Origin of the sequence: Bradyrhizobium genosp. P (genome assembly GCF_049949265.1) — a bacterium.
Taxonomy (GTDB): domain Bacteria; phylum Pseudomonadota; class Alphaproteobacteria; order Rhizobiales; family Xanthobacteraceae; genus Bradyrhizobium.
In genome coordinates, this window is the sequence record NZ_CP188195.1 from 8,601,113 (window position 1) to 8,620,707 (window position 19,595).

Consider the following 19,595-nt stretch of genomic DNA (forward strand, 5'->3'; position numbering starts at 1 on the left):
AAGAAAACGCGTCAAAACAAGAGTCAGAACTTGTAGACCGCGCGCGCGTTACTATTGAAGATCTTGCGCCGCTCGGCCTCGGTCAGCGGCGTCTTGAAGGCGTAGCGCGCGTCGTCATAGTCCCAGTGCGGATAGTCTGACGAGAACAGCAGCCGATCGATGCCGACCCATTCGATCAGTGAGCGCAGATGTTTTGCTTCATCAGGCTCGTCGATCGGCTGCGTCGTGAACCAGAAGCTCTGCTTCACATACTCACTCGGCTTGCGCTTGAGATGCGGCACCTCGCTGCGGAAGCGCTCGAAATGCTGGTCCATCCGCCACATCGCCGAGGGGATCCAGCCGAAGCCGCCCTCGATGAACACGATCTTCAGCTTCGGGAAGCGCTCGGGAACGCCTTCCAGCACCAGGCTGGTGAGCATCGACGCCATCGTATGCGCATTGGACTGATGCTCCTCGCAGTAATAGGACGGCCAGCCGCCGCCGGTCGGCGCATGCCCGCCATAGCCGCCGACATGGATGCCGAGCGGCAGGTCGAGCTCTTGCGCACGCGCATAGATCGGCCAATAGCCGCGCCGGCCGAGCGGCTCATTGGCGCGCGGCGAGACGTTGATCTGGATGTATTCGCCGGTCCTGGCGCAGCGCTCGATCTCGGCGAGGGCGAGGTCGGAGCCATCCTGCCCGATCAGGATCGAGGCCTTCAATCGGGGATCGCGGTGCGCCCAGAACGCCAGCTGCCAATCATTGATGGCGCGCTGGATCGCGGCGCCAAATTCCAGGTTCTGCTGCGAGAAGATGAAGAGATCGAGCACCTGCAGAATCCCGAACTCGACATCGAACGGATCGAGATGCTGCTTGCGCATGAATTCGAGGTCGGAGCCGGGCACACCGCCGGTCGGCGGCCAGGCATCGCGCCGCGCGATCAAGGGCGATGACCGCGGATAGGGCGTGGTGCCGATATAGGGCGTTCGCAGATGGCTGCCATATTCCTTCAGATGCTGCTGCCAGCGTTTCGGCAGGAATTCGTTGAGATCGCTGTGCGAATGGATGCTCGGATGGATATCGCAATCGATGATCCTCAGCCGCGTCGCGGCGGTCTTCTCCTGCCCGAGCATCGGGCGGTCGATGACATCACTCATGCAATCCTCCTGTGTTGTCTTCGAGGTCAGCCGTATCCGCACCTCTCCCCATTGGGGAGAGGTCGGATTGCATCGCTAGATGCAATCCGGGTGAGGGCCTTACCGTCCCTCGTGAGACCTGCGCCCCCTCACCCGTCGCTGCGCGCCGACCTCTCCCCGCTGGGGAGAGGTAAGGCGCCGCCGATGACGCGAAAGCTCGATCAAACTCGATCATGCTCACGAGTCCAGCTTCAGGCGCGGAAAGGTTTCGAGCGGATTGTCTTCGCACATCCGCGCGACGATACTCTTCGGCAGATGCGGCGGAATCGGGTCGTCGCCGTCGAACTGCCAATGCGGATAGTCCGACGCGAACAGGAACATCTTGTCCGAGCCGATCTGGTCGATGACGTCTTCGACACCCACAGCGTCCGGCGGCCCGTCGAACGGCTGCATGGTGACGCGGAAATGATCGCGGATGATCGCCGCCGGCTCGCGCTCGACCCAGGGCACCTCGACACGCACGCCGCGCCAGGTTTTGTTGGCGCGCCACATGAACGTTGGCAGCCAGCTCACGCCTGATTCCATCAGCACGACCTTGAGGCCCGGAAACTTGCCGAACACACCCTCATAGATCAGGCTCAGCGTCTGCGCCTGAAATGCCTGCGCTTCCGCCAGATAATATTCGTAGCGATAGGACGGCCAGCCGATCGAGCTCGGTGCCCCTCGGTACATGCTGCCGGCGTGGATCGCGATCGGCAGCCTGTGCTTCTCCGCCGCCTGGTAGACCGGCCAGTAATGCCGCCGCCCGAGCAGCATCTCGCCCTGCGAGGGCAGCAGCACCGACACGAATCTGTTGTCGCTGGCCCTGCGCTCGATCTCCTCGACGGCCAGATCAGGCGCCTGGATCGGCACCACGATCGAGGCGCGCAGCCGCCTGTCCTTTGCGAGCCATTCGGCGGCGATCCAGTCGTTGATCGCCTTGCAGAAGTCGGCGGCCATATAGGGATCGAACACCGCCTGCGCGCCATAGACCACGTTACAGATCGCATGGCTGGCACCGAGCTGGTCGAATGCGCCGCGCTGCACCATGGCGAGATCGCTGCCGGGCTTGCTGCCGTCGGCCGGCCGCCAGTCAGCACGCCCGCTCAGCGGCATCGACGGCGGATAGGAATTGAGATCGAGCCCGTCGATGGCGCGGCTGACCACCTGTTCTTTCCAGTGATCGTTGAGATACGGCAGCAGCGTGGTGCGCGTTCCCCCACCGCGGGATGGATATCGCAGTCGATGCGCATGGCCGCCATGGCGTTCCTCGAACCCTTGTTCCGTCTTCTTGGTCTTGATTCTTGGCGGCATCGCTGCCGCAAGCTCCGACTGTGACGCCGATAGCCCAATCCTGCAAGCTGATAGACGCGGGTCCGGTCTGCCTTATCCGCGCGGCGGTCTGCTCACGCGAACGTTAGGGACGCCTGTGAATGGCGTCACCCCTTAGGATTGCGAGCCATGGTAGCGGTTCCGTGCCACGGAAAGCACGCCGAACTCGGGAGGCAAAGATGAGATTGGGCCAATTGACGATCCTCGCATGTTTATTGTCGGTGGCCTCGGTCTCCGCCGCCGCGGCCGCGCCCGCGACAGCCTCGGGCTCCGTGGCGCTGGCGCTGGCCGGTGTGGTCGCACCCCATTCGCCGCTGCCGGCCGCCGAGAAGAAGGCGGTCGCCGCGTTCTTCGCCGGCAACAGCAGCGTCCCCTATGCGAAGAAGATCATTGTGACGGCGGACAAGATCCTTTGCCGTGCCAGCAATGTCGACATCACCTCGCGCTCCTGCGAGCTGACCTTCGGCAGCCACGTCAGCACCGTGAAGGGCCGCGAGGCCAACGAGATCTTCGCCACCGAAGCGCTGGCGGGCGTGCCCTCCGACGGCGCCGCCGGCACGATCTTCGAGGGGCTGACCAAGCTCTCCTGCACCCTCGATCCGAAGGTGATCAAGGAAAACGCCGGCGGCGGCGCCGACTGCACGTTCGAGCCGGGGAATTAAGACGGGCACTCTTGGATCATCTCAGCGTAAAGCACGACAAAAGCCCGCCGTCACCGGCGGGCTTTCTGCGACGCAAGCTGTTCAACGGGCGTGCGCCGCTTGAGCGATGGCGCCTCTGTTGCGCGCGTCAAGGCTGATCGCGCCGGCGCCGAAGGCCACGATCTGAAGCAGACCGCCCGCCATCATCACGTTCTTGAGGAAGTGGATCATCTGGTTCTGGTCGGCGAAGTTGTTGTGGAACGAGACTGCCGCTGCCAGCGAGAACACGGCCAGCGCCAGCGCGACCGAACGCGCCTGATAACCCGCGATCAGCAGCAACCCGCCGCCGAGTTCGACGAGAACCGCGATCGCATAGGCTAACGGCGGCACCGGCAGTCCTGCCGAGGCGATATAGGCGGTCGTCGCTCCATATGCGACGAGCTTGCCGAAACCGCTCATTGCGAACGGAAGGCCGATCAGCAGCCGGCCGACGAAGGAAGCATAACGGGTGGTATCCATGGTAGTAGCTCCTGTGCTTGTTTGAAGTAACGATGACGCGTCTGCGCCTGCCACTTGGTGGAAAACGTCTGTTTCCCGGGGGATCAGACGGGCGGTGAATCCAGGTAGACGTAGAGAGTTGTGATCTTGCCGTTCCGCACCAGGATGAAGTCCTCGCCGGAGTATCGCGGAGGCTCGCCCTTGGGGCCCGAGCCCCAAGCCAGGCGAGCGGAGTCGTGCAGCACCTGCGGCGCTCCAGACGGCGTATAGACGTAGTGGGGATGCGTGCTCCGAAGATCACCCGCGAACTTGTCGAGCGCATCGTGTCCCACGATGGCGCCGGTAGGAGCGTGCACGACTGCATCGTCAGCGTAGATCTCGGAGATCACAGCCCTCCGGCGCTCCGGGTCATTCTCGCCGAAGACCTCAGCGAGATTGCGCTCCAGCAGTGTCGCAATGAGCTTTGCGTCGTCGGCCACCGGGGACCCGGTATCGGCCAAGTTCTTCTCGTTCAGATGCGTGGCCATTTGAGAACTCCGTCGTTGCGTTCTCAAACTGGCCCTGTCCGATTGCGATTGAAATAGAGATGATGGAAAGTCATCGTTTCCATTTTTGACCCACGGCTTGGGCGGGAATCCTGAGGCGAGGCCGCCGCTCAGCTATCCCTGGACAACGACGCCAAGCCTCGCAGCGACGCGGCGTGCCGTTTCTTCTCGCTGCGCCGTGATCGCCTGCACCGCCCGCCGGGCCTCTCGGAGGATTGCGGGCGGCGCCGTCTCCGGCGTGCCGCTATTGAAGGGCGGCTCCGGCGCATAGGCCATGTAGAGCTGGATCGCCCGTGCAGCGTCGTCGCCGCGCAATTCGGCCGCGAGCCGCAACGCGCCGTCGATACCCGCCGTGACACCCGCGGCGAAGACGTAACTGCCGTCCACCACCACGCGTTCGTTGACGGGGATCGCGCCGAAAAACGGCAGCAGATGAAACGACGCCCAATGAGTCGTCGCCCTGCGTCCCTTCAAAAGGCCGGCCGCGCCGCACAGCAGCGCACCCGTGCAAACCGAAAAGATGCAGCATGCGCCGGCCGCCTGCTGACGGATCCAGCCGAGCACCTCCGCGTCCTCCATCAGGGCTTGCTGGCCGAATCCGCCGGGCACATGCAGGACATCGAGCGGCGGCGCATCTGCCAGCACGCCATCGGGCGTCAGCCGCAATCCCTTGACGTCGCGCACCGGGGCTTTGGTCTTGCCGTAGATGCGATAGGTCGAATTCGGAATCCGCGACAGCACCTCGAACGGACCGGTCAGATCGATTTGATCGACCGCCTCGAACAGCAGCGAGCCGATGTTGAGATGAACATCATGAGGAATCATTGAGGCCTCCCTTCCGCTATGGACAAGGCAAGGCTATCGCGGCACGTTTCGGCGATGACGCCAAAACCCCCTCGTTATCAGCCAAGCGGGAGCCGCCTGATCGAAGTGCTCGCCTATCCGGCCGTGCAACTGCTCGATGTCACCGGCCCGCTGCAGGTGTTCGCATCGGCCAACGCCCTGATGTCGAAGGACAGCAGCGCAGAGCCTTATACGGTCCGCATTGTCGGCAACGGCGGCCCCATGGTCGAGGCATCGGCGGGTGTCGGGCTTGCGGTGCATCCGCTCCCCGCTGCTGATGCTGCCGTGGATACGCTGGTGATCCCCGGCGGTGACGGCGTCAACGCCGCGGCGGCTGATCCCGTCCTGGTGGACTGGGTGCGCAAGCGCGCCGGACAGGCCCGTCGCACCGCATCGGTCTGCACCGGCGCGTTCCTGCTCGCTGCATCCGGCGTTCTCGATGGCCGGCGCGCCGTGACCCATTGGGGATTTTGCGCCGAACTGGCCCGGCGTTTTCCTGCCGTCAGCGTCGAAACCGATCCGATCTTCGTGCGCGACGGTTCGTTCTGGACCTCGGCCGGGGTCACATCCGGCATCGATCTCGCGCTGGCGCTGGTGGAGGAGGATCTCGGCCGCGCAGCGGCGCTGGCGGTCGCGCGCTATCTGGTCGTTTTTCTCAAGCGGCCCGGCGGACAAGCGCAGTTCAGCGAGATCCTGTCGCTGCAGGCAACCGACGACAGGTTCAGCGCGCTGCATGACTGGATCAGCAACCATCTGGCCGGTGATCTCTCGCTTCCGATACTGGCGAAACAGGCTGGCATGAGCGAGCGCAGCTTCAGCCGGCACTATGCCGATGCAACCGGGCTGACACCGGCGCGCGCGATCGAACGGCTAAGGGTCGAAGGCGCGCGGCACCTGCTTTCGGAAACACGAATGCCGGTCAAGCGCATCTCGCAACGCTGCGGCTTTGGATCGGAGGAGACAATGCGGCGCAGTTTCGTGCGGTTGCTGGCCACCACGCCACAGGACTACAGGGCGAGATTCACCTGATCAAAAGGGTACGGCGGCCGTGCGGCCGCTGTACAGTGCTTGACGCGTGAACGAGACGGCTCAACCGTTCCAGGCATGCGCCTGTAACATCTCCTCCAGCGGCGGGTTGGTCACGCTGCCGGTGTAGTTGGTGATGGTCGACGCAGCGACGATGGTGATCGCCTCGAGCAGCAGTTCCTTGCTGAACCCGGCCGCCACAAAGCGCTCGATATCCGGAGCGTCGAGCCGCCCGCGCTTTTCGATCAGCGTCCTCGCCAAGGTCGAGAGCGCGCCGAGTTGCTTATTGGATGGCGAACGGCCGGCGCGCATCGCCTCGATGTCAGCCGTATCCAGGCCCGCCTGCAGGGCTAGCGCCGAATGGAGCGCGACCGCCCAGGTGCAGCCGTTGGTGACCGCGTCAGTAAGAAGCACGGTCTGGATCTGCGGCTCGGTGAAGTTGCCGCCGTGCACCTTGTCGAAGATGCCGATAAAGGCCTGAACAAGCACCGGCGAGGTCGCCATCGCGCCGGCGAGATTGGGGATCATCCCGAACCGTGCCTGCACGTCTCGCAGAGCTGACTTGGAGGCTTCAGGCGCGGATTCGATTGTGTGGACCGGAAACTTTTGCATCGGAACAGCCTTTTGCTGGACTTGAACGAGTCCGAGATCCTCGCGTGCGAGCGTGAGCAACTCGGCGACTGCGATCTCGGAAAAGTTCGATGACGGCTATCTAGTCGCCCCCAGCGGGAAGGCTTCGCCAAAGTCCCCACCTTCCCCGCCAACGGCCCGAATGGCAGCGAATGTTCCGATTGGCACATAGGGCGCTCACGCTCACGAACGGTTCAGCGACTGACTAAATTTTCACCTGTCACAGGGTAATCGCGCGGCTTACGCTGAGTGCGATCCCCCGCTCCAACATCGCGCAACCGTTCCCCGGAGACATCATGCCCCTCCTCATCCGCGGCGGCACCGTCGTCAATCACGATCATTCGCGCCGCGCCGACGTCCTGATCGACGGCGAAAACATCGCCGCAGTCGCCAGCGCGATCGATGCGCCCGCGGGCACCGCGATCATCGATGCCGGCGGCTGCTATGTAATGCCGGGCGGCATCGATCCGCACACCCATCTCGAAATGCCCTTCATGGGCACCGTCACTGCTGATGATTTTGAATCCGGCACCAAGGCGGCGCTGACCGGCGGCACCACGATGGTGGTCGACCACTGCCTTCCCGATCCCGGCCAGTCCTTGCTGTCGGCCTATCAGGACTGGCGGCGCAAATCCGAGCTAGCGGTTGCCGACTATGGCTTCCACATGGCGGTGACGTCGTGGTCGAAGCAGATCCACGACGAAATGGAGATTGTCGTCAAGACCTACGGCATCAACACCTTCAAGCATTTCATGGCCTACAAGGGCGCGCTGATGGTGAATGATGACGAGCTCTACAATTCGTTCGCCCGTTGCGCCGGCCTCGGCGCGATGCCGCTGGTGCATGCCGAGAACGGCGACATCATCGCGCGCATGCAGGAGGCGATGACGGCGCGCGGCATCACCGGGCCCGAGGGGCACGCCTATTCGCGGCCGCCGGAGGTCGAGGGCGAGGCCACCAACCGCGCCATCATGATCGCCGACATGACTGGCACGCCGCTCTATGTCGTGCACACCAGTTGCCGCGAGTCGCATGAGGCGATCGCGCGGGCGCGCGCGGCGGGCAAGCGCGTCTATGGCGAGCCGCTGATCCAGCATCTGCTGCTGGATCAGCGCGAATATGAAAGCAAGGATTGGAACCATTCCGCGCAGCGCGTGATGTCGCCGCCGTTCCGCGACAAGGTGCATCAGGACAGCCTGTGGGCCGGCCTGCAAGCGGGATCGCTGCAGGTCGTCGCGACCGACCATTGCGCCTTCACGACCGAGCAGAAGCGGTTCGGGCTCGACGATTTCCGCAAGATTCCGAACGGCACCGGCGGGCTGGAAGACCGCATGCCCCTGCTCTGGACCGCGGGCGTCGGCACTGGACGGTTGACAAAGGAGGAGTTCGTCGCGGTGACGTCGGCCAACATCGCCCGCATCCTCAACATCTATCCGCGCAAGGGCGCGGTCGCCGTCGGCTCCGATGCCGATCTCGTGGTGTGGGATCCCGCGGCAACCAAGGCGATCCGCGCCAAGACGCAATTCAGCCGGATCGATTACAACGTGTTCGAAGGCTTCACCTGCACCGGCGCGCCGGCGATCACGCTGTCACGCGGCAGGATCGTCTGGAAGGACGGCGACCTTCGCGCCGAGAAGGGCGATGGCCGCTACATCGAGCGGCCTGCCTTCCCGCCGGTCCATGTCGCGAACTCGACCTGGAAGGAATTGACCGCGCCGCGTGCCGTTCCACGCGGCCCCGTCACGCCATGACGAAGCGCATAAGCCGGCTACACGCTGGTTCGGCGCAGCGTGATACGCGTCAGCTCTGATGGCCGGCCGAGCCGCAGCGCGAAGCCGGGCCACAGCCCTGTGCCGTTGTTGACATAGAGCGTCATCCCGCCGATCTGGTACCTGCCTGAGACGAAGCCACCGTTGGCGCGCCTGGCAAGCCGGTCGAGTCCGACGATCATTCCGCCGTGGGTGTGCCCGGACAGTTGCAGAACGACACCGCGCGCCGCGGCGTGACGCGCATTTAGCGGTTGATGGTCGAGCAGGATGACGGGCGCGTCGCCGGGAGCGTTGCTGATGGCTGCGGCAAAGTCCGGGCCAGGGTTACCGGTTCTGGGTGCCGACTTGTCGGTGACGCCGGCGATCACCAGTCTGTCGCCGTCGCGATCGAGAACGACATGGTCGTTCGCGAGCACGCGCATGCCCATCGCCGCGAAATATGCCATCCAAATGCGGTAGTCGAAGAAATATTCATGATTTCCCGGGATCGCATAGACGCCATCCACTGCGCGCAGATCCCGCAGCGGCTCTACGTCGGCGCGACGCGACGCAAGGTCGCCGTCGATCAGGTCGCCCGTGATCAGGATCAGGTTCGCGCCGAGGCCGTTTGCCCGCTCGACGACCGCGCGGGCCCAGGCCGCTGGAAAAAGCCGGCTAATGTGGAGGTCGGTGAGCTGCAACATCGTGTAGCCATCGAACCGAGACGACAGCCCGGCGATGCCGATCTCGATGTCGCGGACCGGCGGCACGATCGTCGCCTGGCGCACGGCGATCGCGGCGGTCAAGGCAGCGATGGCGGCAATGGCATACCGGACGCTATCGGGCACGGTCATCCCGCTATACACCAGCATTGCGGGCAGTGTGACGACGTCGAGCAACACTTGCAACATGGCCAGAAACAGGATGGTCCCGAACGCCCAATTGAAGAGGATGACGATCGCGCGCGGAAATTCGGGCGAGAACATGGATCCCGAAGAGAGCCGGCTCCAAAAATGGTACTGTGAAACTCCGAGCATCGAGGCAGCCAGGATGATCTTGATCGGCATCGGGAGCGCCAGCGGCCAGACGAAGCGGGTGATGACCAGCAGACTGGGCAGGGTGAGTATGAGGGAGGGAATTGGATGCTCCTTGCAAAACACTTGCGGCTCCAGGCGAGCCTGTGGCCGTCTTCCGCGAAATCTTCGTCGAGTGCCGCTCTTTGCCCGCCTTTTCTTGGCCTGCCTTTTCTTGGCCTGCGTTTTCTTGTCGAGACCGGCGACACCAGCGACAAAGGCGAAGCCTTTGCGCGGGGATGACGTGACGAATAGCGTGTCTACCTGCAAAGGGCGAGCGCAGATTGCGGCGCTATCGCTGCGCGATTGACAGACAAATCCTTTCCTCAGCACAATCGCCGTCACCGCGCACGGATGCGCCGCGGGCAACGATCCGCCGGCAAGGCGGACGGAAAAAATGGGGAGAAAACGACTGTGAGACGAACCATCCTGGCCTGCGCCATGCTCGCAAGCCTGTCATCAATGGCTTCCGCGCAGGTCTCGGACGACGTGGTCCGCATTGGCGTGCTGACCGACCTGTCGAGCTGGGGGCGGGATAACTCTGGCCCCGGTTCAGTCGAAGCGGCCAAGATGGCGGTGGAGGAATTCGGCCCGACCGTGCTCGGCAAGCCGATCCAGATCATCTCGGCCGACCATCAGATGAAGACCGATGTCGGCGTCCAGATCGTCCGCGATTGGTTCGACAACGGCAAGGTCGACGCCGTTGCCGATATCCCGAACTCCGGCATCGCAATCGCGGTTCACAACATGGTCCGCGAGCGCAACAAGATCGCGCTGCTCTCCGGCCCGGGCGCAAGCTCGTTGACCGACGAGCTGTGCAGCCCCAACACCGTGCACTTCTCCTATGACACCTACGCGCTATCAAAGGTAACGGCGTCCGCCGTGATCAAGGAGGGCGGAAAATCCTGGTTCTTCATCACCGCGGACTATGCCTTCGGCCAGCAGCTCGAAAAGGACGCCACCCACTTCATCAAGGAGCTCGGCGGCACGGTGGTCGGGGGCGTGCGCCACCCGACCAACACCGCGGACTTTTCCTCCTTCGTCCTGCAGGCGCAGAGCTCGAAGGCCGACGTGGTGGCGTTCGCCAATGCCGGCCAGGACACCGACAATTCGATCAAGCAGGCCGGCGAGTACGGACTGGTCAAGGGCGGCCAGAAGCTCGTCGGTCTCCTGATGTTCGACACCGACGTGCACGCGATCGGGCTCGAGGCAGCCCAGGGCACCTATATGACGACGGCGTCCTACTGGAACATGGACGACAGGACGCGGGCCTGGTCGAAGAAATTCTTTACCCGCACCAACGTGATGCCGACCATGATCCATACCGGCGTCTACGGCTCGGTGCTGCATTATCTCAAGGCGATCCAGGCCGCCGGCACCGACGACCCGCAGAAGGTGATGGCCAAGATGCGCGAGCTGCCGATCGAGGATACCTTCGTGCATGGCGGCAGATTGCGCGAAGACGGCCGCGTGATTCGCGACATGTATCTGGCGAGGGTCAAGAAGCCTTCGGACTCGAAGGAGCCGTGGGACTATCTCGATATCGTCAAGACGGTGAAGGGCGAGGATGCCTTCCGCCCGGTTTCCGAATCCAAATGCCCGCTGTTGAAGAAATAGGATGGTGACGTGACAAACGGAAATGGGACGCAAGAAGCCCAAAAAGCCTATGACGAGATATATGACTGCGATGCGCTCGTCGTCGGCTCCGGCTGTGCCGGACTGTCGGCGGCGGTTACCGCGGGCCATCACGGCCTGAAGGTCCTGGTGGTCGAAAAGGAATCGAAGTTCGGCGGCACCACCGCGCGCTCCGGCGGCTGGCTGTGGATTCCCGGTACCTCGCTGGCGAAGGCCTGGGGTATCGCAGAGAGCCCGGACCAGGCGAAGACCTACCTGCGCCACGAGGCCGGCAACAGCTTCGACGCCGCCCGCGTCGATGCGTTCCTGACCGAAGGGCCGAAGGCGGTCGACTTCTTCACCACAAAAACCGCGGTGCGCTTCGACATGCCGCTGACCTTTCCGGACTATCATGCGGAAGCACCCGGCGGCGCGCAGGGCGGCCGCTCGATGGTGACGCGCCCGTTCGACGGCCACGAGCTTGGCGACGCCATCAAAAACCTCGGCGCTCCCCTGCCCGAGTTGACCGTGTTCGGCATGATGCTCGGCTCCGGCAAGGAGATCATTCATTTCATGCGCGCAACGCGGTCGCTGACCTCGGCGGCCTATGTCGCCAAGCGGCTGTCGAAACACGCCGTCGACGTGATGCGCAACGGCCGCGGCATGACGCTGACCAATGGCAACGCGCTCGCCGGGCGGCTGGCGAAATCCGCGTTCGATCTCAATATCCCGCTGTGGCTGTCCTCGCCCGTGCAGGAGCTGATCGTCGAGGATGGCGCCGTGCGCGGCGCGATCATCGAACGTGACGGACGCACGATCCGCGTCAACGCCAGCCGCGGCGTGGTGCTGGCCTGCGGCGGCTTCCCGCACGACGTCGCGCGACGGCAGAAGATGTTTCCGCATGCGCCGACCGGGAAGGAGCATTATTCGCCGGGCCCGGTCGGCAACACCGGCGACGGCTTGCGGCTCGCCGAATCCGTCGGCGGCCGCGTCGAGGACAGTCTGCCGAACGCCGCCGCCTGGGTGCCGGTCTCCATCACGACGCGCAAGGATGGCAGCAAGGGCGTGATGCCGCATTTCATCGATCGCGCCAAACCCGGTGTGATCGCCGTGATGCGCGACGGCAAGCGCTTTGCCAACGAAGGCAATTCCTACCACGACTTCGTGCAGGAGATGATGAAGGCGGCCAAGCCCGGCGAGGAGATCGCGGCCTTTTTGCTTTGCGATCACCAGACCTTGCGCCAATACGGCCTCGGCTGCGTGCCGCCGCGCCCGATGCCAACAGGCCATCATCTCAAGACCGGCTATCTCAAGCGCGGCGCGACGCTTTCAGAACTCGCCGCGCAAGCCGGCATCGACGCGAAGGGATTGGAAGCAACGGTCGCAGAGTTCAACAAGACGGCAGCAGAAGGCCGCGATCCCGCCTTCGGCAAGGGCTCGCGCGCTTACAACCGCTACCAGGGCGACGCGCTGCGCGGACCGAACCCGTGCGTCGCGCCGATCGAGCACGGGCCGTTCTACGCCATCAAGATGGTGATCGGCGATCTCGGCACCTATGCCGGCATCAAGACCGACGCCAATGCGCGCGCACTCGACGCCGACGGCCGCCCGATTCCGGGCCTCTATGCCGCCGGCAACGACATGGCCAGCATTATGGGCGGCAACTATCCCGGCGCCGGCATCACGCTGGGGCCGGCGCTGACGTTCGGGTACATCGCGGGAAAGCATATCGCGAGCGTGAGCACATAAGCAGCGCGTCATTGCGAGGAGCGATAGCGACGAAGCAATCCATCCACCCCTACGGGCGGTGAGAATGGATTGCTTCGCTTCGCTCGCAATGACGGGGATAGCGCAATGAGCGCGATCTGCCGTCGTCAGGTGCCCGCCCGATCCTTCACCCGCCGCGCGACGATTCCGAGCAGACGGCCCAGCGTGCCGCTGGCCGGTCCTTTCTTCCGCGCCAGTGCGAGCGGGGCGACCAGGCCCGCGGCGCGGTCGAGGCGGAGATAGGCGACACCGGCGGTCTCCAGCCGCGCCATCGATTCAGGAATGATCGAGATGCCGAGCCCCGCCGCAACGAGGCTCAGCGTCGACACCATCCGCGATGCCTCCTGCGCCACCTTCGGACTGAATCCCGCTGCGCGGCAGGCGGCGATGATGCTGTCATAGAGGCCGGGTCCGGTCGGGCGGCGGTAGAGGATCAGCGGCTCGTCGGCGAGCGCGGACAGGGAAATCCGGCGGCGCGTGTCCTTGCGGGCGCGCGGATGGTGGTCCGGAACCGCGACCAGCATCTCCTCGTCCAGCAGATGAGTGATCGTGAGGCCCTCCAGCCGCTCGCTCGGCGAGCGCACGAACGCCGCATCGAGGCGGTCGGCCTCGATGGCCGCGATCAGCTCCGCGGTAGAGGCCTCTTCAAACGAGAGCGTGATCGCCGGCGCGTGCTCGCGCATTTCGCGCATCACGCCGGTGACGAAGGGATGGAACGCGGCCGAACTCGTGAAGCCGATGGCAAGCTGGCCTTCCTGACCGCGGCTCGCGCGGCGCGCCGCCTCCACCGCGAGGTCGACGTCGCGCAGGATCAGCCGCGCTTTGTCCACGAAGGCGCGGCCGGCAGCGGTCGGCTCGACGCCGCGCGGCTGCCGGCGAAATAGCGGCGCCCCGATCGCGACCTCCAGCGCGCGAATCTGCTGGCTCAGCGGCGGCTGCTGGATGCCGAGCCTGGCGGCGGCGCGGGTGATGTGGCCTTCCTCGGCCACAGTGACCGCATAGCGAAGGTGGCGCAGTTCGATCATCCGAAAGCATCCATATCTAATGGATATGTATTTTGCCGTTTCCATATATTTGAAATTTGGCGCCCGGCAAACTAGTGGTCTACCACAGTGATTTTGACTCTTTGGCGGTGGCTGGATAGGCGCGGCCGAGTTTGGCGCGGGCTTTGTCGGTTGTGAACATCCATTTGATTCGGGCTCGGGTTTTATTTCGCCGCCGTTGCCATGCTGTGATCTCATTTCGGAGCCTTTTGGGGTCGTCGATGCGGCGGCCGAGACACTGGCGCTGAAGCACGCTGATCTCGCACTCAACCATGTTGAGCCAACTGGCGTGCTTCGGGGTGTAGTGGAATTCGAGGCGGCACAGGATGCGTCGGGCCTCGGCGGGCGCGAAGGCCTCATACAGCGCCCCAGGCTTATGGATCGACAAATTGTCCTGCACGACACGGATGCAGGCGGCGTCGGGATAATGGACGTCGACGAGCTCACGCATGCAGTGGGCGTAGTCCACGGCGGCGCGGCGGTCGGTGAGCTTGACGTTGCGCCAGCCCCGATACGGATCGAAGGTGACGAAGAGATTGACGGTGCCGTTGCGGCGATACTCGTAATCGTAGCGCTCGCGCTGTCCCGGTTGGGCCGGGACCGGCTGGCGCACCTCGCCGATCAGCTGGACGGGGGTCTCGTCGAAGCAGACCAGCGGCCGGGCGGGATCCGGCGTCTCGGCGTAGAGATCGAGCACGTCCTCCATGCGGGCGACGTATTCGCCGTCGACATGGGGAATGCACCACATGTCCCTGCGCCATGGTTTGAGGTCGTTCTCGGCCAGCCGGCGACGCACGGTCTCGCCCGACAGGCTGTCGTGATCGGTGAGCTTGACCATCGTGTCGGCCAGCAGCGTCAGCGTCCAGCGTTTGCGGCCGGCAGGCGGCTTGGCGCATGCCGTCGCCACCAGCAGGGCCTCCTCCTTTCCGGTCAGCTTGCGCTCTGCGCCCGGACGCGGCTCCTCACTCAAGGCCCGCTCCAGATTGCCTTCCACGAAGCGGCGCTTGGTCCGGCTGAGGGTGGAAAGGCTGACACTCACGGTCCGGGCAATCTCCTCGTCGCTGCGGCCCCTATCGGCCGCCAGCAAAATCTGCGCCCGCTTGAGCTTGCGGGCGGCGTGCTTGCCGCCGCCGAGCATCGCCGTCAGTTCGTCGCGCTCGGCTTGGCTCAATTCGACCCGATAACGTACATTCATGCTTTGCCTCCTTGTCGGAGGCCGGGACGAATCGATCCATGAGTCAAAAATCAGGCGCGCGCTTAACCGAGAAGCAGGGTCACTACCTCGCTTTCATCCATACCTATTCGTACATGTTCGGACAGCCGCCCGCCGAAGCCGACATTCAGCGCCATTTCCGCGTCAGCCCGCCGTCAGTCCACCAAATGATCGTCACCCTCGAACGAAACGGTTTCATTCGCCGTCAGCCCGGCGTTCCCCGAAGCATCGAGATTCTCCTGCCACCCGAAAACTTGCCGATCCTCGAATGGCTCGGTATCAAAACGTCAAAATCACTGTGATGAACCACTAGGTTTGAATCGAAACGATTGATACGGAGCCGATCCGCCGATGGACGCCGCACCCGCCACAATGACGATCAAGCAGGACACTCCGAGCGTTGCCGACTTGTTCACCGGCTTCTTCATCCTCGGACTGACCGGCTTCGGCGGCGTGCTGCCGCTATCGCGGCGCATGATGGTGGAGAAGCGCGGCTGGCTGACCAGCGCCGAATTCACCGACCTGCTCGGGCTCTGCCAGTTCCTGCCCGGCGGCAACATCATCAACATGTCGGTGGCGGTGGGGCTGAAGTTTCGCGGCATTGCCGGCGCCTTCGCGTCGATCCTCGGTCTGATCGCGGCGCCGACGGCCGTCGTGATCGCGCTCGGCGTGGTCTATGACCGCTACGCGAACGAACCGACCGTGCGTCATTTGTTCGGGGGCCTGGCCGCCGCCGCGGCAGGGCTTTTGATCTCGATGGCGATCAAGATTGTCTGGCCGCTACGGCGGGACGTGGTGGGGCTGTTGATCGGAGCGCTCTGCGTGCTGGCGATCGCGGTGTTCAGACTGCCGCTGCTGCCGACCCTGCTGACGCTGGCGCCACTCAGCATCTTGCTGAAATCGAGGTTCACGCCATGAGCGGAACCCTCGTCACGCTCGCGCTGATCTTCGCTGAACTGTCGCTGCTCGCCTTCGGCGGCGGCAACACCATCCTGCCTGAGATGCAGCGTCAGGTCGTCGATATCAATCACTGGATGACGGCGCAAGAATTCAGCGCGCTGTTCGCGCTCGCGCAGGCGGCGCCCGGTCCGAACATGATGGTGGTCCCGCTGGTGGGCTGGCATGTCGCTGGCTTCGCAGGCGTGCTGGTGACGTCGCTTGCGAAGTTCGGTCCCTCCTCGCTCGTGACCGGCTTTGCGCTCAAGCTCTGGGAGCGCTTCAAGGACCGGCCGTGGCGGCGGAAGGTGCAGGCCGGACTGGTTCCGGTCACGGCGGGCCTGGTCACGGCCAGCGCCATCGTCATCACCCACGCCTCGGCCGCGAGCTGGAGCCTCATCCTGATCGCGGCACTGGTGGCTGTCGCCACGACCACAACCCGCATCCATCCGCTGCTCGCACTTGCTGTGGGCGCGGCGATCGGCCTCACCGGCATCGGGCAGCTGTAACGGCAGCATCGGCCGGCGCGAGCACGCGCGCGCCCCGCGCTCATCCGCGCATGTGGCCATTTGACCCAAGCCGGGCATCAGCCGTCGAATATTTCAGAACGACGCTTTACGTTGGCACGACCAGATGCGGTGGAAGCGCCTGGAGTTCCACAAGCCAGCCCGGAAGCAGACCGGATGCGTTGGTGTCAGCATCTTGCCGAAGAGACGCGATGGGACCGATCACCTACAGCCTCTGCAACAAGGACATCATCGGGCTCGCCATGTGGATCACCGGGTTCTGCGCGTTTCCACCGCTGATCCCCGCGACCGAAGTTTCCCTGCGCGATCCGGGTTTGATCCTCAGCAAGGAGTTCAACGCGCCGGTCGACACATCGTATCTGCTGAGCCTCAGGTTCGTTTTTCCCTCCGCGGAAGCCCGCATCAAGGACCGGTTGGTGGGCGACGGCCGCAGCAGCGACTACTGCAACGGCGACATCGCGTATGACACTATCCCCGAACACGAACGCCCCGGGCTCGGCCTTCCGATTCCGTTCAAGGTCGTCGTGCGCGGTGAGCCGGACGGAGCTGCCGTGGTCGAACGGACCTTCCACTCCCTCTGTCATGTCGCCCACGCGCGAATCGACAAGCACAGGAATGTCGGTCGATTGCACCTCGACAGGGGCACTTATCGTATCGAGGTCACCAATCTGCAGCCGCAGCTCGCCTTCGGCGACATCACGATCGAGATCAGTCTCGTCAGCGGCGACGCGAAGTGATGCCGCGCCGATCCTGATCTTGCCATGTCCTTTACGCGGTCGCCTCGTCGCTGACCGGCGAGGTGATGACCAGGAACACGAGATCGACCAGGCCGGAGTTCGAGATCGCGTGCTCGACGCCGGGCGGCAGGAAGATCACGTCATGCTTGCGCACAACCATGCTTTCGCCCGCGATCTCCATCAGCCCTTCGCCCTCGAGCACATGATAGATCTGCTCCTGGACCTGATGCTTGTGCCGCGCGACATGGGCCATCGGCTGATACAGCGAGATGCGATAGTCGAGATGATGCGAGCCCGCGGTCTCCGGCATCACCAGCGGCTTCGACAGCGCGCCGCCGAAATGATTGGGAAATTCGCGCCATGGCACCTCGGCGATATTGCGGATCGAGGCGCCGTTTCGTTCTGAAGCCATTGCAGTCTCCATGCTGCCACGATTGGATCAGGGCCGCTGCGATCACGCGGGCTGATAACGCGTGCCGATGCCCGGCTTGCTCTGGCCGAGCCCCGGCAGTTCCCACACGCCGGCGCCGGACGGATTGACGTCGGCGGCGATGTCGACGTCGATCAGATACGGCTTGTTGGCGGCAATCCCCTTGCGTATGGCCTCACCGAGGTCGCCGGCGCGATCGACGCGCACACCCTCGACGCCGCAGGCGCGAGCCATCGCGGCAAAATCCGGATTGTAGCGCTGGCCGGAGATCGCATCGTGGAAGTCGGTCGCAAGCTCGCGGCCGCCGAGATAGCCGCGCTGCAGGCCGCGGATCGAAGCATAGGCGTAATTGTTCCAGACCACCCAGACGACGGGCAGATTGTATTCGACCGCGGTGCCGAGCACGTTGGCGTGCATGAAGAAGGCGCCGTCGCCGCACACCGACACGCAGGGCCGGTCGGGTGCGGCGAATTTCGCGCCCATCACGCCGGCGACGCCGAACCCCATCGGGCCAAAACCCATCGAGCCGATCAGCGAATCCGGCCGCCGTGGCTTGCAGAAGCCCAACAGCCAGTTGTGATGCACGCCGATATCGCTGACGAGGATCGCATTCTCCGGCAGCGCCTTGTCGATCTCGGCGGCGGCGCGCTGCGGATTGATCGGCGAGGTGTCGTCGGAAAAGCCCGGCGCTACGAAACGGTCCCACTCCTTGCGGTAGGTGTCGATCTGCGCCAGCCACTTCTGGCGCGCATCGGCCTTCGCCGTGACGCTGGCACGGCGATCCAGCTCGGCATGCACCTGTTGCAGGAAAACGCGTACGTCGGCCATCAGGCCGAGCGCCACCGGGTAGTTGCGGCCGATCTCCTCTGGGTCGATGTCGACATGGATCAGCCGCGTCGGCGGGATCGTGAAGGAGTAGCCGGGAATCCACGAACTGGAAGTGCGGTCGTCGAAGCGCACGCCGAGCGCCAGCAACACGTCGGCCTGCCGCGTGGCGTGGTTGGCCTGATAATGCCCGGCGCGCGCGACGAGGCCGAGCGCCAGCGGATGATGACAGTCGAGCCCGCCGAGGCCGCTTGCGGATGCCGCGACGGGAATCTGCAGACGTTCGGCGAGCCGCTTCAGTTCCTCGGCAGCGCCGCCATAGCGCACCCCCTGCCCGATCAGGATCACCGGGCGATCGGCGGCGAGCAGCATGTCGACGGCCTTGACGACGCCTTCGGGATCGGCGCCGCAACGGCTGGAGATGTTGGCGTTCCAGGCTTGCGCGTTCGGCGCCTCCTCCGCCGCGGACTCCATGAACACGTCGAAGGGCACGTCGAGCACCACGGGGCCCGGCCGGCCTGATGTCATCGTCTTCCACGCCTGCCGCACAGCGAGCGGCACCATCTCGCCGCGGGTCGGCTGGAACACCTTCTTGCACATGGTGCGCACGGTCGAGGGAAAGTCGGCCTGGTAGTGCCGATACATCTCCTGGAAGGCGCCACGATTGAACTGGCTGGTCGGCACGTTGCCGGTCACCGCCATGAACGGCACCGAGTCGAGGAACGCATTAGCCAGCGAGATCGGCAAATTGGCCGAGCCCGGACCGCAGGACGTGAACGTTGCAGTCGGCCGCCCGGAGACACGGTAGTACACATCGGCCATGAAGCCGGCCACGCTCTCGTGATGCACGGAGATCGTCTTGATGTCGGCCGAGCGTTCGTAGAGCGCGTCGATGAACTGGATGTTGCCGTGGCCGCAGAGGCCGAACACCTGCGGCACCTTCTCCTGGATCAGATAGTCGACGATCACCTGAGCCCCGTTGAGCATGTTGCGCGACATCGACTGCATTCTCC

Annotated in this window: 20 protein-coding genes and 1 pseudogene; 10 read left to right on the plus strand and 11 right to left on the minus strand. The window is 64.3% G+C overall.

Annotated features, from left to right (window positions below; all coding sequences use genetic code 11):
- Nucleotides 1-23: 23 nt before the first annotated feature.
- On the minus strand, nucleotides 24-1,136 hold the full coding sequence (locus ACP2YO_RS41280) for an amidohydrolase family protein (RefSeq protein WP_426436928.1): 1,113 nt from the start codon (nucleotides 1,134-1,136) through the stop codon (nucleotides 24-26).
- A gap of 216 nt (nucleotides 1,137-1,352) precedes the next feature.
- Nucleotides 1,353-2,416 (minus strand): annotated as a pseudogene (locus ACP2YO_RS41285) (amidohydrolase family protein).
- A 249-nt stretch (nucleotides 2,417-2,665) separates the two neighbouring features.
- Here ACP2YO_RS41285 and ACP2YO_RS41290 point away from each other — a divergent pair.
- Nucleotides 2,666-3,148 (plus strand): hypothetical protein, encoded by a 483-nt coding sequence (locus ACP2YO_RS41290; RefSeq protein ID WP_426436929.1) that lies wholly within the window; start codon nucleotides 2,666-2,668, stop codon nucleotides 3,146-3,148.
- A gap of 81 nt (nucleotides 3,149-3,229) precedes the next feature.
- Here ACP2YO_RS41290 and ACP2YO_RS41295 read toward each other — a convergent pair whose 3' ends face one another.
- The 3 genes from ACP2YO_RS41295 to ACP2YO_RS41305 all read right to left on the minus strand — a co-directional run bounded on the left by ACP2YO_RS41295 (nucleotide 3,230) and on the right by ACP2YO_RS41305 (nucleotide 4,995).
- Nucleotides 3,230-3,646, minus strand: a complete 417-nt coding sequence (locus ACP2YO_RS41295; protein WP_426436930.1) for a DoxX family protein — start codon at nucleotides 3,644-3,646, stop codon at nucleotides 3,230-3,232.
- 83 nt (nucleotides 3,647-3,729) lie between these two features.
- Nucleotides 3,730-4,152 (minus strand): nuclear transport factor 2 family protein, encoded by a 423-nt coding sequence (locus ACP2YO_RS41300; protein ID WP_426436931.1) that lies wholly within the window; start codon nucleotides 4,150-4,152, stop codon nucleotides 3,730-3,732.
- Nucleotides 4,153-4,284: 132 nt separating this feature from the next.
- Nucleotides 4,285-4,995: a DJ-1/PfpI family protein gene (locus ACP2YO_RS41305; RefSeq protein ID WP_426436932.1), complete on the minus strand. Its 711-nt coding sequence runs from the start codon at nucleotides 4,993-4,995 to the stop codon at nucleotides 4,285-4,287.
- A gap of 99 nt (nucleotides 4,996-5,094) precedes the next feature.
- Between ACP2YO_RS41305 and ACP2YO_RS41310 the strand changes: the two genes are divergently transcribed.
- Nucleotides 5,095-6,042: a GlxA family transcriptional regulator gene (locus ACP2YO_RS41310; RefSeq protein ID WP_426443444.1), complete on the plus strand. Its 948-nt coding sequence runs from the start codon at nucleotides 5,095-5,097 to the stop codon at nucleotides 6,040-6,042.
- Between the two features lie 60 nt (nucleotides 6,043-6,102).
- Here ACP2YO_RS41310 and ACP2YO_RS41315 read toward each other — a convergent pair whose 3' ends face one another.
- Nucleotides 6,103-6,651: a carboxymuconolactone decarboxylase family protein gene (locus ACP2YO_RS41315; RefSeq protein ID WP_426436933.1), complete on the minus strand. Its 549-nt coding sequence runs from the start codon at nucleotides 6,649-6,651 to the stop codon at nucleotides 6,103-6,105.
- A gap of 314 nt (nucleotides 6,652-6,965) precedes the next feature.
- Between ACP2YO_RS41315 and hydA the strand changes: the two genes are divergently transcribed.
- On the plus strand, nucleotides 6,966-8,420 hold the full coding sequence (hydA, locus tag ACP2YO_RS41320; RefSeq protein WP_426436934.1) for a dihydropyrimidinase: 1,455 nt from the start codon (nucleotides 6,966-6,968) through the stop codon (nucleotides 8,418-8,420).
- Between the two features lie 17 nt (nucleotides 8,421-8,437).
- Here hydA and ACP2YO_RS41325 read toward each other — a convergent pair whose 3' ends face one another.
- The gene (locus ACP2YO_RS41325; protein WP_426443445.1) at nucleotides 8,438-9,556 is read right to left on the minus strand and encodes a metallophosphoesterase; all 1,119 of its coding nucleotides are present in this window, start codon (nucleotides 9,554-9,556) and stop codon (nucleotides 8,438-8,440) included.
- A 3-nt stretch (nucleotides 9,557-9,559) separates the two neighbouring features.
- On the opposite strand from ACP2YO_RS41325, the gene ACP2YO_RS41330 reads away from it, so the two are divergent.
- From ACP2YO_RS41330 to ACP2YO_RS41340, 3 genes are all read left to right on the plus strand, one after another.
- Nucleotides 9,560-9,733 carry a hypothetical protein gene (locus ACP2YO_RS41330; protein WP_426436935.1) on the plus strand — a complete coding sequence of 58 codons (174 nt, stop codon included), beginning with the start codon at nucleotides 9,560-9,562 and terminating at the stop codon, nucleotides 9,731-9,733.
- 171 nt (nucleotides 9,734-9,904) lie between these two features.
- Nucleotides 9,905-11,107 (plus strand): ABC transporter substrate-binding protein, encoded by a 1,203-nt coding sequence (locus tag ACP2YO_RS41335; RefSeq protein WP_426436936.1) that lies wholly within the window; start codon nucleotides 9,905-9,907, stop codon nucleotides 11,105-11,107.
- Nucleotides 11,108-11,116: 9 nt separating this feature from the next.
- Nucleotides 11,117-12,853 (plus strand): FAD-dependent oxidoreductase, encoded by a 1,737-nt coding sequence (locus tag ACP2YO_RS41340; protein ID WP_426436937.1) that lies wholly within the window; start codon nucleotides 11,117-11,119, stop codon nucleotides 12,851-12,853.
- A 125-nt stretch (nucleotides 12,854-12,978) separates the two neighbouring features.
- On the opposite strand, the gene ACP2YO_RS41345 is transcribed toward ACP2YO_RS41340, so the two are convergent.
- The gene (locus ACP2YO_RS41345; RefSeq protein ID WP_426436938.1) at nucleotides 12,979-13,896 is read right to left on the minus strand and encodes a LysR family transcriptional regulator; all 918 of its coding nucleotides are present in this window, start codon (nucleotides 13,894-13,896) and stop codon (nucleotides 12,979-12,981) included.
- 79 nt (nucleotides 13,897-13,975) lie between these two features.
- Nucleotides 13,976-15,109 (minus strand): IS630 family transposase, encoded by a 1,134-nt coding sequence (locus ACP2YO_RS41350; protein WP_426435538.1) that lies wholly within the window; start codon nucleotides 15,107-15,109, stop codon nucleotides 13,976-13,978.
- 38 nt (nucleotides 15,110-15,147) lie between these two features.
- On the opposite strand from ACP2YO_RS41350, the gene ACP2YO_RS41355 reads away from it, so the two are divergent.
- From ACP2YO_RS41355 to ACP2YO_RS41370, 4 genes are all read left to right on the plus strand, one after another.
- Entirely contained in the window at nucleotides 15,148-15,429 is a 282-nt protein-coding gene (locus ACP2YO_RS41355) for a LexA family protein (protein ID WP_283039996.1), read from the plus strand.
- A gap of 49 nt (nucleotides 15,430-15,478) precedes the next feature.
- Nucleotides 15,479-16,045 carry a chromate transporter gene (locus ACP2YO_RS41360; RefSeq protein WP_426436939.1) on the plus strand — a complete coding sequence of 189 codons (567 nt, stop codon included), beginning with the start codon at nucleotides 15,479-15,481 and terminating at the stop codon, nucleotides 16,043-16,045.
- Nucleotides 16,042-16,572 (plus strand): chromate transporter, encoded by a 531-nt coding sequence (locus ACP2YO_RS41365; RefSeq protein ID WP_426436940.1) that lies wholly within the window; start codon nucleotides 16,042-16,044, stop codon nucleotides 16,570-16,572. Before ACP2YO_RS41360 ends, ACP2YO_RS41365 begins: the two co-directional genes overlap by 4 nt.
- 209 nt (nucleotides 16,573-16,781) lie before the next feature.
- Nucleotides 16,782-17,327, plus strand: a complete 546-nt coding sequence (locus ACP2YO_RS41370; protein WP_426436941.1) for a hypothetical protein — start codon at nucleotides 16,782-16,784, stop codon at nucleotides 17,325-17,327.
- A 31-nt stretch (nucleotides 17,328-17,358) separates the two neighbouring features.
- On the opposite strand, the gene ACP2YO_RS41375 is transcribed toward ACP2YO_RS41370, so the two are convergent.
- Together ACP2YO_RS41375 and ACP2YO_RS41380 are read right to left on the minus strand one after the other, a co-directional pair.
- A complete protein-coding gene (locus tag ACP2YO_RS41375) occupies nucleotides 17,359-17,739 on the minus strand; it encodes a cupin domain-containing protein (RefSeq protein ID WP_426436942.1) in 381 nt (126 codons plus the stop codon).
- Nucleotides 17,740-17,781: 42 nt separating this feature from the next.
- A complete protein-coding gene (locus ACP2YO_RS41380) occupies nucleotides 17,782-19,581 on the minus strand; it encodes a thiamine pyrophosphate-binding protein (protein WP_426436943.1) in 1,800 nt (599 codons plus the stop codon).
- Nucleotides 19,582-19,595 lie beyond the last annotated feature (14 nt).